Raw genomic sequence first — 13,268 nt, 5'->3', positions numbered from 1 at the left:
GCACCTACGGACACATTGAATGGACTCAGACATTGAATTAAATATCAGCTTTAGATTCTTTTCGCTTACAGAAGAATTATCCAACGAAATCAAATCAAGCCTTAAAGCCTCATCTTGTAGACCTAATAAAAAATTAGGTGGTTTTGTAGTGTGCGTTCCTCTGACACCATCTTCACTGGAATTTATAGGAAGTTTTGTAACTTCTAATAGTGTAGAAGTAGAGAATACAGATATCTTCGTTTCATTTGTTACTGAGTACGATTCAAGAGTCATTGATCTGCCAAATATTATCACTAAAGCTTCTTTTTCTATTGGCTCACCAGTTACACTCTCATATACGGTGGTTTAGGTGCATAACAACTCAATAAACTCACTCACTTCGTTCGCTGGGACGCATACACGCGGGGCGGCTGCGCCATTATGCCCCACATGTCTGCGCCCGTTATTGGAAAGTTATGTGATTGGAGTAACATGGAAAAATTAGCGCATGAAATTTGGATATTCAATGGTGAACCTGTTCAGTTCTTAGGTTTGCCTTTTTCCACTCGAATGACGGTTGTTAGACTTTCTAGTGGAGATCTATGGGTTCATAGTCCAATCAAATTATCTGAGTCAATTGCAGAGCAAATTGACAGCTTAGGTTCTGTTAAATATTTAATTGCCCCCAATCATCTACACCATTTGTTCTTATCTGAATGGATTGCGGCCTATCCAAACGCAGAAGTCTATGGGACAAACGAGGTGATAAAAAAGCGTAGCGATATTTCTTTTCATACATCTCTTAATAACCCGCAAAGTTATGTTTGGGAGCCTGACATTGAACAAGAATTGTTTTCTGGTTCTCCGCTAATGGAAGAATGTGTGTTTTACCATAGTAGTTCCAGTACGTTAATTGTTACTGACCTAGTTGAGAACTTTTCAGGTAAAGACTTTAACTACTGGCAACGGGTCGTGGCGAAAGGTGTTGGTATACTTGCCCCTAATGGGAAAACGCCTTTGGATTGGCGTTTAAGCTTCATGTTTGGTAAAGCGGACGCGCGGAAACACTTCAATCGGTTGTTGTCTTGGAACCCGCAGATATTGGTCATGGCTCACGGTGAAATCGTCACTGAAAATGTAGATAAATTCTTACAAAAGTCTTTCAAATGGTTAGTATGAGAAACCTTTGAGAAAATCACATAACAAACAAATTATGGCACTCGCTGTCGCTCGCTGGGACGCTAACACGCAGGGCCACTTCGTAATTATGCCCTACGTGTTATCGCCCCTTATTTAAAAGTTATGTTCAATCAAGGATGACTTAAATTCAGTATATGAAAAAGATAGCTTTAAATTTTGTGATATTGGCCTTAAGCGTTCTTCTTGCATACTTCTGCCTTGAATCCATTGGAAATAATGAAGAATATTTTTCAAGACACAACTCTCCGACAACCATATTCATCACTTCGTTAGTAGTAGCCAGTTGGTCCGCATTCAGCGTGGCAACAAGCCTGTTTAGTGTATTTCTGCCCGAGTCAAACTGGTTAAACAGAGAGCTTTCAGAGATACTAAGACTATCAAAAGGCCGGCAGCCTTATTTAGAAGCTATAGGATATGTTTTTCTTGGTGTATTTTTTATCTTTGCTTCGGCGCCATTTATAGACGATAGCCACTCATTGTTTATAAATCAGTATTTGATTCTGGCCTTTGTCCTAATGGTTGGAGTAGTTTGCTTCATCTGGGGTTTGCTAAAAGCCTTTTTGACGTTAATAAGGTTACCCGATGAAGATTGAACATAACACACAAATAAAGTCTCTCGCTACCGCTCGCTGGGACGCTAACACGCAGGGCAACTTCGTTATTATGCCCTATGTGCTATCGCCATTTATTTAAAAGTTAGGTAACCTGCATGCTCAAACGCGAGATCATTATTGGTATCACAACTGTTTTTGCTTGGGTTCCAGCTTTAATTCTGAGCTTATTATCAATCTTTGTTCTACTCATGGGATTTATCGCGCTGCTTGATGCCAATTATATTTTGGCACTTTCTTCTTTAGCAGTGAGTACAGGGGGGCTTCTTGGTTTCGCTGCTCTAACATCTCTTAGCTGGGGACTTTATATAACTTTTTTTAAACGCCTTACGTTTCTCGTAACTGGTGTTATCTCTCTTTCTGTCGTTTTATTTGAAACTGGATACGTATCGACTCAACCAATTTCTATCAACACTCATCCTCTGGTTATATATTTGTTCTACTCTCCTTTGGTTATAGGTATTTTTCACATTGCCCTTCATTGTGCTTTTTGGTTAAGGTTACCTAACAAAACACTGTAGTCACTCGCTGCCGCTCGTTGGAAGTTATGTGAATCATTCAAATTGGAGTTACTAATGAGACTTTTGCTTTTAATTTTTATTGTTTTGTTTGCTGCAAAAGTAGCAGCTAATGAACTTGATCTTAAAAAATTCGCTCAAACTTATTTTGATACCATGATTGCAACTCAAGCACCTGGCGCAACAAAGAATGAGCTAGAAAATTACTTCGCCTTACTCACTGATGACGTCGGACACTCACATTTACCTTGGGTAACTGATGATTCTAGATTACCCGACGGCAAGGAAGCTATGCGTAAAGGAATGACTTTCTATTTAGGTGCGCACACTGAATATAGTGCTGAGCTTCTTGACGTATTTACTTTTAATAACTCAGCTATTGCTATTCGCTACAGAAATAGTGCGAAAGGTATTCATCCCGAGAGTAAGCAACCTATTGCTTATACTCAGGTAATGATGGAAGTTTTGGAAATTGAAAATGGCAAAGTTGCGGTAATTCGTAAATATCACGAGTAAAGTTCACATCACAAACAAATATTATCGCCAGCGAAAAGCGCTGGCAGCGACGTTAACCCGCCGCGCTGCTTTCCGCGCTAAATTTGGGCGTTGTGCGTAATTCAAGGAGTGTCAATGAAATATAGTTTTATCTTAATACCACTAATTTTTCTTTCCGGATGCGCATCCGTTCCCAAGTCAGTAGAAGAACTAAGAACTGCAGGTAAAGCTAAGAGTAGTTTTTGCTCTAATAGACCTTTTAACGAAACTGTCGATTTAATCGAGAGCCAATTGAGTAAATGCTTCGCTCACGGTAGGCAAGAGATTTATGGTGGTTCAAGTGATACATTTATCGAAAAAAATGGCGCTGATAATGACTTAGTAACATTGGCTTCAGTTGCTCATGTAAACTGGAATAGATTTTATCAAATCATTGTAGACGTTAGCTCTAGTAATGAATGTCCAGTTTTTGTTGAAGCTTACGGGATGTCCAATAATTGGTCTAAAACTACTGTTTTAGTACAGGACTGGGTAAAAGGCACTGAACTTAATAAATGTGATTAAATTACGCATAACAAAACGCTTAAATAGTAACCCACTACGCGGTTTTTGCCCCTTAGCTTAGCCTTAAACCCTTTAGTCAGCATCCAGCCTTTTTAACGCTTTTTATAGGCTTCCTTTCTTTCACGTTTTCCGACTACAAATACTGTGACTATCACGATGTCATCGCGGACTTGGTATACAAGTCTATAGCCGGATAGTCTCAATTTAATTTTGTATACATTTTCCGCGCCTATCAACCTGTCTGGCGCAACATGAGGGGCTTCAAGTCTTTCAGACAATTTTTTCTTAAATTGCTCTTTTAAAGTACTGCCGAGTTTACTCCATTCTTTAAGCGTGCTTTTCTTAAATTCTAGCTTATAGGTCATCTAAACTTACCGGAACGCTTTCTTCACTATTTCTTTCGTGAACTTAGTTCACTGATACAGTCGCATATGACGACCGATTCCACAGAAAAAAGTGAAACTTTTGTTATTTTTACTCTCTGCTATCGGCTTGTTTTCTTGAGATAATTCACGGTAACTACGCGATTATCGCCTGCTTGTTTACGCCCCGTAATTAAGTGTTATGCGCCATTACCAAAAAGGATTTAAAATTGAAGATTATATATTTTATCTTTTGTGCTCTTCTCACCTTTAACCTATCTGCGGAAGAGAGATTTCTTAGCTACGATGACATTCCCCAAGAAATATTAACAAGAATTAAGAACGGCTCAACTCACACCGTAGCTCAAATGAAGTCTCAAGGAGTAACACAATTTGGATACGACGAAGATTCTGTTAAGTTTTTGAGCAACGTTATCACCGATGAACGTCTTCATCTATCAGAACAGGCTAAACGTATTCTTCCTGAAGTTTGGGGGGCATATCTAGGAGAGATGCTAATCAGAAAGCTTGGCGGCAAGTGGGTTAAAATAGGAGACCGTTATGGAGTTTTAATAGGTAAATCCCACATTGCTTTCCCTTTAGATAAAGTGCACAAGCACATCGTAAATGGTGAAATTGATTCAATTTATGGGTTCTACCTAACAACAATTAAAATTGCCAATGACTTAGCATCTGCGGAAGATGGCGAATAACAAACGCACGGTTAAAGTTAATAGCGATACCCAACAATCAAATGTTAGAGACACATATTAAGGTGCTAGCTGGCATCTATGAAAATTAGCGATCTTAGTCAAAATACAATAGCTAGCTTATTTTTTAGTGTGGTGATGTTATTCATTGTTGCTTTTGATAATGGTGTTCCCAGCTTCGATGAACTTAAAGAAGTTTCTGGAACATTAGAGTGGTTCGAGGCCAAAGGAAAAAACAGAAGTACTTTGCGCTTTAAACTGAAAGAACATGAAGAGATGTTCGTTTATCATTCAATAGCGGGGTCAATTAGTGCTATTAAGTCTGCTTTAATTAAAGAAGGTACAACGTTAAAAGTACTATACGACCCAAATGATTCAGACTCGGCGCTTTGGGAATTTGAGACTATTCACCCTATATATCAGATTGTAAGCGACAATCATTTGGTGAAAAGCTATCGTTCAATCGCTGAAAATTACAAAAGTAATGAAAGTCTGGGCTTTATACTCTTGCTTGGTGGCTTAGCTTTTTCACTGTTTTTTTTAGCCATAGACTGGGAAATAAAAAGAGATGTAGACTAACAATCAAATGTTAGTTATTTATAGGGAAATAATTTATGAAAAATGTCTTTTTTGCGCTTATTTTAGCGCTCGCAGGTTGCGCCTCTACAACGTCAAACACTACAACGCCTCTTTCGGATACCATGGAAATAATTAAGGCCGCTGCCAATTCAGCGCCCAAAGGAGTTCCTGGTCGATATACCCTTCAAATAGTGGCAACTGGCAGTCAAGGGCAATATGTGTATCTAAATACTGAAAAGGATTACCGTGATCAGCGTGCAATAACAGTAGCGTTACACCCTAAAGCAATTGCACAACTATCAGCTAAATATGGAATGTCACCACAAGAATACTTCGTTGATAAAACAATAGTAGTTAATGGAAAAGCCCAGAGAGTAAAGATTGCATTCCTCTCAGAGGGTAAACCTACTGACAAATACTATTACCAAACGCACATAAGGTTAATGGACATATCGCAAATAGAGGTCGTGGGTTAGCTACAAAAATCAAATCAAGAATAGGAATAAATATGTCAGATAATATTTCAGCTTTCTTTGACGCATGGGAAATAGAAGACCCTAGTGTTCGACTTGAAAAAATCACTAGCGCTGTGGCGAAAACCATACAATACGATGATCCTCGCACTCCAAAAACTCTCCTAGGTATAGACGCATTAAGTGACTATGTGGGCATGTTCAGCGCTAGCGCTCCCGGTTGGTCAGCCAGGGTTGTTAAAAGCGATATTATAGGAGGTGTAAGTCGAGTTACAGTGGCTTTTAGTGGGAAGGGCCCCGACGGTGTTGAGAAAGTTCAACTAGGTCAGTATTTCATAGAAAAACAAGACGAACTCATAACACGCATGGTAGGTTTTGTTGGAACTGGCGAACCAAATTAAACGCAACGTTTGGTACAACGCTAACGTCATACCTCACAATACTTTGCTAATTATTATAGCCTTTTTTGTGGCTATTCATTAATTCAATATTGGCCTTATGGACGCATTTGAACGCTTAAAACAGAAAAATGAGCAACACAGTAAGCTCGTGAAAAAAGAATCTAGGGAAGTGTTCCCCTCTGTTCTAAGTAGTGCTCTGGCTGCGGTACTTTTTTACTATGAGTTTTATGTCAATCTAGGTTCAGAATCTGGCCTTCAAGCACTTTTAACACTGTTTCTAGTTTATGTAGTATATAGCTTCACAGTATTTATGTTCTGCGATGAATTTACAAAGAACTATTACTTTAAAAATGCGCTTCTTATCATTTGTCATTGTACATGTATCTACCTTTGGATTTGGCAAGATAATAAATGGGCAGTGGCATACCTGATAGGTCTATTATTTGTATCAGCAAAAGTGCTTTTAATGCTGAGGGTAATGAAAGAACAAAAGCAATAAGCCAATTACAATAGGGTAGCAATACGGAATAACAACTTTTTTGGCTGAATATATAAGATAAGTTGGAAGTACAGTGGATATTACATTTTTACCTTCTAAAGACCTTGAAAAAGCAGCAACTTTTACCTTTGAGAACATGCGTGTTTATTACGAACAATTTGCGCCAGATTGGAACGCATCGAAGGTGTTAGAAGTAACCTCCTCTTTAGAAAACTATGACATTTTGTATCATAAAGAGGTTGTTGGTGTAATGCGCCTTCAATTTGAAAACGAGTGCTGCATACTGCGCGACTTGCAAGTGGTAGCAACAGCGCAAAATAAAGGCATTGGTTACGCTGCATTGCAGGAAGCGAAAAAACGTACACTACAGGCCAACCTGAATAAACTAACCTTACGAGTATTTAAGGTTAGCCCTGCTGTGAACCTATACAAACGAAATGGCTTTACAATACAAAGTGAAGACGATCGTTTTTACAATATGGAAGCTAAAGTCGGCTAATACATAACACAGAAGGAACCACACGTGATCAGTTGCAACAGCTACGACTACATAGAAATAGTTTGCCTATTTGCTTATCCTGTTGAGCTTACCTTAAAATCACATGAGGTCATTGTTGGTCAAGCAATAGACACCGCCAAAAATACTGCGCAAGAAGAATGTATCAAGCTCAAGATTGAAGACAAGTACATACTGGTTGTACTTAATTCAATACACAAACTGAAAGTGCTAGTTGAAAACCCTCATTTTAAAGAGCAACTATTAGTCTAACTTGTAATGTAATGTTACCGTGAGATTTTCCATACATATACTTGAGGAAAATTAGGTGATTAGGCTCATTTTAGTCTTATGTTTATGCACCATATCATGCAGTGCTTTTTGCACTGCGCCTTTGGCGGAAGCTGAACTGAGAAGGTTAACGCAAGAGTTTATTAAAGCCAAAAATGGACGACAACAACCAAACTCGACCAAAGAAGATGTCGAGCATTTTCTCTCTTTCTTAACTGACGACATTAAAGACCAACATGTGAATTTTAATGTGGAAATTAACAGCAAGGATGAACTTCGCTCTGGAATGCTAGCCAAACTGAACGACAAAATTTTCTTCAGTAACATAGACATTCTTGAAATTATGGTTGGCCGCAATGTCACTTTTGTGAAGTTTAAAGAGCATGCAAAAGGCCAACCGAGTCACATGGACAAACCGTTCGAATATACGGCAATAAATATAATGGCGTTGGAGTTTAACGAACTAGGTAAAATCAAACACATAAGACGCCACCATGGATTATAGTTTGATGAAGTTAAATCGGCAGTGAGCTTAATGCAGGCTAAGACTTTTGGTATTTCGTGATAAAGTAAAACCAAGCTCACAGAATTAAGCCCATTAAAAACAAAATGAAAAAAATAAACCTAGAGCAAAAGTTCTCCCTTTTCGATGAAACGTGGACGCCCAAAATTATTGCTGAATCTAACGGACAATTGGTAAAAATTGCCAAAGGCCAAGGTGAACTTGTTTGGCATAGCCACAACAACGAAGATGAGCTATTTATTGTATTTAAAGGCCAGTTAACCCTTAAATTCAGAGATGGCGACGTTACTTTAGGCCCAGGTGAATTATACGTTGTACCTAAAGGTGTTGAGCACTGCCCGTTTGCCGAAGAAGAAACCCATTTTTTAATGGTAGAACCTGCAAGTACAGCACATACCGGTTCAATAAAATCAGATGCTACTGTTGATATTAGTGATCAAAACTGGATCTAGCTAAGGCAATCTCATAAATATGACTAACACTGATACTCGTGTAGTAGAACAACCACCAAGCGCCGATGAATTTGCATCGCTTAGAGGTCTGATTGGTTGGCGTAACCCAAGCTTGTCGGTTATTCAGCAGAGTATCGATACCTCACTTTTTTGGGTGTCATTGTATAGAAATAACAAACTTATAGGTTGTGGCCGCATTGTGGGAGATGGCGCTATGTATTTCTATGTTCAAGACATCATAGTGCACCCCAAATATCAGAATTGCGGGTTGGGTACTATCATCATGACCTATATTAACCAGTACATTGAGCAAACGTGTCAACCCGGTGCTACGGTGGGTTTATTAGCGGCTAAGGGCAAAGAAGCCTTTTATGAAAAGTACGGCTTTGTAACCCGTGATGGCAATACTCTGGGTTTAGGTATGTGCCGGTTTATATAAGAAAATCTCAAACTGCCATACTTACAGAAAAAAGAAAAATGTGGTATTCAAAATACTTTAAAATTACCACACAAAAATATAATAAGAATTGACCTCCATGCTTTATATCATCATCACAATTAGCTTAATTTTGCTAAGTGCATTTATTTTACTCCCCAAATTCAGCGCAATTAACGAGCGCTATAGCTTAGGTATTAATTATTTCCTTACCTTGGTTGCTACATTGGTAGGTGTATTATTGGCCATATCAATTACCAACCACGAGTCGAATAAGAAAGAGCAGCAAGACGTTATTAAGCTTCTAGGCTCCTCGATCTCGTCGGTAGAAACCTGCCACGAATATACCAAGATCCTGATTGAATATTATGATGAACTTCCTGTTGAAGACCCATTAAAAAATGAATTTTATACCAAGAATGAGCCCCCCTACCCCGAGTACCTCGATATCTTTTTGATGCAGAATATCGTCAGCAAAAACTTGTCGGGGGATGCATTAAGTGAGCTAAACGAAAAAGTGATTAACTTAAAACGAAGTCGTAACACGGACGCCACGGTTTATCTTTCATTTTTAGAACAAACGCTGAAAGTGCTGAGTAGCGAGCTGGCCTACCAAAAAGAAGAAATAGACAAAGAGAAATTAAAACGTGAACTAAACGGTCTATAAGCTCAACACGCTTTAAACAGAACCTCTATTTCAATGAAGAAAATACAATTTGTAGCGTTTGATAATGTTGCCCCAGAACATTTCATACCTATTGTGAACGAAGATGCACTGCGAACTCACTTAGTAGATCACGCTTATTTTGACCGCAATAGCCTGCAACAATGGATGGAAAGTAAAATTCAGATTAGTGCGTTGCCAGGCTGCCGTGTACGGGCTGTTTATGTAGATGATGTACTAGCTGGTTGGTGTGGCATTCAACCTGATGATAAAGGCGTTGAACTGGCTATTGTGATTTCGCAAAAATACTGGGGCGTGGGCATTATGGTTTTTAAAAACCATGGTGGCTTGGGCCAAAGACTTAGGCCACAAAGAAGTGCTTTTTCATTTGTTGGATAGCCGACGTGAATACAAAGCTTTAGATAGAATATCAAAAAGTGTCTACACGACCGAGCAACTAGGTCGTTGTTTTACCACATATTGTATTGATGTCAGCGATATCAAATATTAATAGGTACGTGTAACAACACTTTGCTAGGTATCTCTTGAGATATTACTTCAATAAAGTGTTCCGTACCTGCCGCACTTTAAGATAGACTTACATCAAAGGATTCTAAAAAACGAACGGAGCCGTTGTGTCTATTTTTCAAATTCTCATTTTACTGTTCATTGTTGCTGGGTACATTTTACCGGTAGTACTTACCGCCAACTCAAAGAAAGTAAAAGGCGTGGAAAAACTGGGCTGGGTTGTGGTGGTTTTGGTTTCGGCATGGATTGGCTTTTTAGTCTTTCTGGCAGTTACTACATTGTCATCTAATAGACTTCAGCCAACCGAGAAACAATAATTTTTTAATTCAGCTAGCGGATAAACAAGGAGCAATAATGAGTAATGAATTCTCGGGCTCCTGCTTATGCGGAGAGGTTAAATACACGTTATCAGGTAGCGTCCAGTCATTTTTTCTGTGTCATTGCACCCGTTGCCAGAAGGGAAGTGGCTCATCAAATGCCGCTAATTTATTTTCACGACAAGGCACTCTGTCTTGGTTAAAGGGTGAAGATAACCTTACCACCTATCGGCATCCTAATACCTTGCACACTAGGTGTTTTTGCCGAACCTGTGGCTCTGCTCTTCCGTATTATTTATCAAGTATAGAGTCTGTTGTTGTGCCTGCTGGTAGTTTAGATAGCTATTGTGATTTAATACCTACTGCCAAGATTTTTATGGCTGAGCGCGCTGCTTGGTTTACAAAGCTAAATAACGTAGCGTGCTTTGATACGTTGCCTTAGTTCGTGGCAACTCCACTTTTAAAGTATGTGGCGCTTCAATTACAAACTTTGCAAAGCTTGCTTTAACCTTGTGTTATCAGCCACCTGCTCTATACCGTGTTGCAAATAACGCTTGGCTTCACTATGGTTATTTTGATTTACCAATATATTGGCTAATTTCAGGTAAGCATTTGCAACACTAGGGTCAACACTGAGCGTTTGTTTAAACGCATCCACCGCACCGGTCAAGTCTCCTAGTGCTTCGTTCATTACACCTTGATAATACCAACAAGTCACCATAGCTGGGCGTATGTCACAAGCCTGCTGAAAAGCACTGAGCGCTTGTGCATTCTTGCCTTGTTTTACTAAAAGGAAACCATAGTACAAAGGAATGTCAGGTACGTTATCCACCTGTTGCATTAACGAATCCAAAAGCGGTTTGGCCTCCGTTAGTTTATTCTGCCCCACATAGGCCATTGCCAGCCACTGCTGCAATCGGAAATTACTTACGTTTTGCGACAACACATACTTAATGGCGTTCTCTGCTTGTGCGTATTGCCCCAACTTTAAGCGCCCTTCAATTAAGTCAAAATAAGGCTGCACTTGCGCTTGATCTTCCGCGATAAGGTTACTGCTAAGTAATTCACCTTGTAGTGCATTTAGATAGTTATCCGTAGGTAAATTGCGAGTAAGCGTCGCCGCTTTGTATACTTTTTGTTTAGACGCAGAAAGGTCGTTGTCGAATAACCAGTTCATGGCTTCTATCACTGGCTCTAGCTTAGTTACCGGCGCAGTTAGTGTATCAACATTGGTATGGATACCTATTTTATGATCTGTCATGGTGACATGAATGACATCTTGCGTTCGTCGCTGTGGCATATGGCAACTAACGCAATCATCTAGTGGCGCAGCTTGGTTTTCTAAAACGGGATGTGCTTCTTCGTGGCAGCTTAAACATTTGGCTTTAAAGTAACTGGCACGTTGTTCATCCGGTACCTTTTTGTGTACATCATGGCAATTAATGCAACCCAATTCACCTTCGCTTTCTATGTAGCATGAGCTTTGCGTAAAGCGATAGGCATGATGGTTAATTTCAAACCTATCTTCAGGGGCAACATTGGCATCGGTTATATCAATATGAAGTAAATAATCGTTGATGTATTGTCCGGGCCTGAATGAGTACTCAGGGCGCTCAAAGCGACGTGGCCCCGTCATCGCTACTGATGGAAGCATATGACATTGAAAACACACAGAGTCGCGTAACTTGGGTTCAAGCTTAGCAGGATTGATAATAGCGTTATGGATATCATCGAGGGAGGCTTTGCCAGACAATACCGTAGAAACGTGATTAGCACCCGGCCCATGGCAACGTTGACAGCCTGTGCCTTCTGGTAGTTCATGTGGAAATACTTGGGGTTGCCAATGCCAGTCTGAATCGGTTGGCACTTCTGGTAGCGCATTGTGACAAAACATACACTCGCGGGTAATTTGTCTAGATACACCAATGTGATCGGCTTTTTCAAAGCCCGGTGACATTTCCCATTGCTGGGTATCGCTGTACCAACTCAGTGGCAGCATGAAAAGCTCTCCCACCTCAGTTTGATATAAGTAACTACGGGTTTTATTTCCCGAGCCAATGATGTAGTCAATCTTACGTTCAAATAAGTTAATTACATGTCCGTTGGTGTCTTTTTGATATCGCACAAAAGTCAGGTCATCGCCCTGCTGCTTAATTTGGTAATAACGCTTTGATGGGGCGTGATAAAAGGGCTTAGCATTAAAGTCTTCAATGAAATGTCGCTTTGCTGGCTTTTTGAAAGACTGAGACATACCAATTTCTTGGTAACCTACGTATTTCTGGGTATGACAAGTAGCGCACACTTTATCTTCAACGTATCCTGCGGCCGCGCCACTTGTTACATGAAAAGGTTTGGAGAAGTCGACGTGAGGAATTGACACACTTTCCGTATCTGGTTTAGTAGCATCTGCTCTTGCGACAAATGAATTGGCAAAAAGCACAATACCAAGCGAAAAAACCAACATGCTAGCCAAGAAGCGCATAAATCAATACTCAGATGAAGATGATAGCCAAAGCCTTAGTATTAAAAGAAATTCGCGAAAGACGGCTGTGCTAAAAAGAGAGATTAAATGCTAGCAGCGTCATATAGTTATTGCAATAACGATGGCATTCATTCGACCTACGCCTAATATGACGCTAAATTAGTGATTGGCACTTTTTACATGGCGCTATGCTCCGTAAATTCTTTAAGGATGAAATATGGCAACTCAGGGATATATAAAATACCGCGCAGATTACAAATATCAGCTTGCTGAAGACTATATTCAGCACATTCCCATTCACCCTAAAACTGATATTACTACGGCATTTATAACGCTAAGCACATCTGGAGAGCTTGTCGTAAAACGAGGGTACGCCTGGGACGGTCCGTCGGGCCCAGTTATTGATACTGAACAAAACATGCGCGCTTCTTTAGTTCACGACGCCTTGTATCAATTAATGCGTTGTGAAAATTTAACCACGCGTACCCATCGCAAAACTGCAGACTTATTATTTAAAGCTATGTGCAAAGAAGACGGTGTATCTAATTTTCAAGCTTCAGCTTATTACAAAGCTCTTAGACGCTTTGGCAAACCGGCGGCAAGCCCGCAAAATAAAAAGCGCGTTTTACGCGCGCCAGAAAACTAACATGCCAACAGAAAACCCAAAGCACTGAATACACTAAAACCG

General features: G+C 39.8%; 23 protein-coding genes. 21 read left to right on the top strand and 2 right to left on the bottom strand.

Annotation, left to right across the window (positions count from 1 at the left end; translation table 11 throughout):
• Positions 1 to 19 precede the first annotated feature (19 nt).
• From EYR97_RS19950 to EYR97_RS19925, 6 genes are all read left to right on the top strand, one after another.
• Positions 20 to 349, top strand: coding sequence for a hypothetical protein (locus EYR97_RS19950; RefSeq protein WP_069943674.1), 330 nt, complete (start codon positions 20 to 22; stop codon positions 347 to 349).
• A 122-nt stretch (positions 350 to 471) separates the two neighbouring features.
• The gene (locus EYR97_RS19945; RefSeq protein ID WP_131095429.1) at positions 472 to 1,158 is read left to right on the top strand and encodes a DUF4336 domain-containing protein; all 687 of its coding nucleotides are present in this window, start codon (positions 472 to 474) and stop codon (positions 1,156 to 1,158) included.
• 155 nt (positions 1,159 to 1,313) lie between these two features.
• Positions 1,314 to 1,772, top strand: a complete 459-nt coding sequence (locus tag EYR97_RS19940; RefSeq protein WP_131095428.1) for a hypothetical protein — start codon at positions 1,314 to 1,316, stop codon at positions 1,770 to 1,772.
• A gap of 116 nt (positions 1,773 to 1,888) precedes the next feature.
• Complete coding sequence (locus EYR97_RS19935; RefSeq protein WP_131095427.1) at positions 1,889 to 2,311, top strand: hypothetical protein; 423 nt, start codon at positions 1,889 to 1,891, stop codon at positions 2,309 to 2,311.
• A gap of 54 nt (positions 2,312 to 2,365) precedes the next feature.
• Positions 2,366 to 2,824 carry a nuclear transport factor 2 family protein gene (locus EYR97_RS19930; protein WP_131095426.1) on the top strand — a complete coding sequence of 153 codons (459 nt, stop codon included), beginning with the start codon at positions 2,366 to 2,368 and terminating at the stop codon, positions 2,822 to 2,824.
• Between the two features lie 114 nt (positions 2,825 to 2,938).
• Positions 2,939 to 3,367, top strand: a complete 429-nt coding sequence (locus EYR97_RS19925; RefSeq protein ID WP_131095425.1) for a hypothetical protein — start codon at positions 2,939 to 2,941, stop codon at positions 3,365 to 3,367.
• 92 nt (positions 3,368 to 3,459) lie between these two features.
• Here the strand turns inward: EYR97_RS19925 and EYR97_RS19920 are convergent, their stop codons facing one another.
• Positions 3,460 to 3,732: a type II toxin-antitoxin system RelE/ParE family toxin gene (locus EYR97_RS19920; RefSeq protein ID WP_131095424.1), complete on the bottom strand. Its 273-nt coding sequence runs from the start codon at positions 3,730 to 3,732 to the stop codon at positions 3,460 to 3,462.
• 227 nt (positions 3,733 to 3,959) lie between these two features.
• Here EYR97_RS19920 and EYR97_RS19915 point away from each other — a divergent pair, with 227 nt between their 5' ends.
• From EYR97_RS19915 to EYR97_RS19850, 14 genes are all read left to right on the top strand, one after another.
• Positions 3,960 to 4,442: a hypothetical protein gene (locus tag EYR97_RS19915; RefSeq protein WP_131095423.1), complete on the top strand. Its 483-nt coding sequence runs from the start codon at positions 3,960 to 3,962 to the stop codon at positions 4,440 to 4,442.
• A 78-nt stretch (positions 4,443 to 4,520) separates the two neighbouring features.
• Positions 4,521 to 5,018, top strand: a complete 498-nt coding sequence (locus tag EYR97_RS19910; protein ID WP_131095422.1) for a DUF3592 domain-containing protein — start codon at positions 4,521 to 4,523, stop codon at positions 5,016 to 5,018.
• Between the two features lie 35 nt (positions 5,019 to 5,053).
• Complete coding sequence (locus EYR97_RS19905) at positions 5,054 to 5,494, top strand: hypothetical protein (RefSeq protein WP_131095421.1); 441 nt, start codon at positions 5,054 to 5,056, stop codon at positions 5,492 to 5,494.
• Positions 5,495 to 5,526: 32 nt separating this feature from the next.
• Positions 5,527 to 5,892, top strand: coding sequence for a hypothetical protein (locus EYR97_RS19900; protein WP_131095420.1), 366 nt, complete (start codon positions 5,527 to 5,529; stop codon positions 5,890 to 5,892).
• A gap of 148 nt (positions 5,893 to 6,040) precedes the next feature.
• On the top strand, positions 6,041 to 6,391 hold the full coding sequence (locus EYR97_RS19895) for a hypothetical protein (protein ID WP_131095419.1): 351 nt from the start codon (positions 6,041 to 6,043) through the stop codon (positions 6,389 to 6,391).
• Between the two features lie 73 nt (positions 6,392 to 6,464).
• A complete protein-coding gene (locus EYR97_RS19890; protein WP_131095418.1) occupies positions 6,465 to 6,890 on the top strand; it encodes an N-acetyltransferase in 426 nt (141 codons plus the stop codon).
• Positions 6,891 to 6,914: 24 nt separating this feature from the next.
• Positions 6,915 to 7,160 (top strand): Rho-binding antiterminator, encoded by a 246-nt coding sequence (locus EYR97_RS19885; RefSeq protein ID WP_131095417.1) that lies wholly within the window; start codon positions 6,915 to 6,917, stop codon positions 7,158 to 7,160.
• Between the two features lie 55 nt (positions 7,161 to 7,215).
• A complete protein-coding gene (locus EYR97_RS19880) occupies positions 7,216 to 7,683 on the top strand; it encodes a nuclear transport factor 2 family protein (protein WP_131095416.1) in 468 nt (155 codons plus the stop codon).
• A gap of 104 nt (positions 7,684 to 7,787) precedes the next feature.
• On the top strand, positions 7,788 to 8,153 hold the full coding sequence (locus EYR97_RS19875; protein WP_131095415.1) for a cupin domain-containing protein: 366 nt from the start codon (positions 7,788 to 7,790) through the stop codon (positions 8,151 to 8,153).
• Between the two features lie 19 nt (positions 8,154 to 8,172).
• Positions 8,173 to 8,592: a GNAT family N-acetyltransferase gene (locus EYR97_RS19870; RefSeq protein ID WP_131095414.1), complete on the top strand. Its 420-nt coding sequence runs from the start codon at positions 8,173 to 8,175 to the stop codon at positions 8,590 to 8,592.
• A 97-nt stretch (positions 8,593 to 8,689) separates the two neighbouring features.
• Positions 8,690 to 9,256: a hypothetical protein gene (locus tag EYR97_RS19865; protein WP_131095413.1), complete on the top strand. Its 567-nt coding sequence runs from the start codon at positions 8,690 to 8,692 to the stop codon at positions 9,254 to 9,256.
• 33 nt (positions 9,257 to 9,289) lie between these two features.
• Positions 9,290 to 9,652 carry a hypothetical protein gene (locus tag EYR97_RS19860; protein WP_242635134.1) on the top strand — a complete coding sequence of 121 codons (363 nt, stop codon included), beginning with the start codon at positions 9,290 to 9,292 and terminating at the stop codon, positions 9,650 to 9,652.
• Positions 9,653 to 9,888: 236 nt separating this feature from the next.
• Complete coding sequence (locus EYR97_RS19855) at positions 9,889 to 10,098, top strand: hypothetical protein (protein WP_131095412.1); 210 nt, start codon at positions 9,889 to 9,891, stop codon at positions 10,096 to 10,098.
• Positions 10,099 to 10,135: 37 nt separating this feature from the next.
• Positions 10,136 to 10,540, top strand: a complete 405-nt coding sequence (locus EYR97_RS19850; RefSeq protein ID WP_131095411.1) for a GFA family protein — start codon at positions 10,136 to 10,138, stop codon at positions 10,538 to 10,540.
• 39 nt (positions 10,541 to 10,579) lie between these two features.
• On the opposite strand, the gene EYR97_RS19845 is transcribed toward EYR97_RS19850, so the two are convergent.
• Positions 10,580 to 12,580, bottom strand: coding sequence for a tetratricopeptide repeat protein (locus EYR97_RS19845; protein ID WP_131095410.1), 2,001 nt, complete (start codon positions 12,578 to 12,580; stop codon positions 10,580 to 10,582).
• Between the two features lie 217 nt (positions 12,581 to 12,797).
• Between EYR97_RS19845 and EYR97_RS19840 the strand changes: the two genes are divergently transcribed.
• On the top strand, positions 12,798 to 13,226 hold the full coding sequence (locus EYR97_RS19840) for a DUF1353 domain-containing protein (protein ID WP_131095409.1): 429 nt from the start codon (positions 12,798 to 12,800) through the stop codon (positions 13,224 to 13,226).
• Positions 13,227 to 13,268 lie beyond the last annotated feature (42 nt).

This window comes from Alteromonas sp. KUL42 (assembly GCF_006538325.1).
GTDB lineage: Bacteria > Pseudomonadota > Gammaproteobacteria > Enterobacterales > Alteromonadaceae > Alteromonas.
This window is presented reverse-complemented; position numbering and strand designations above follow the sequence as displayed.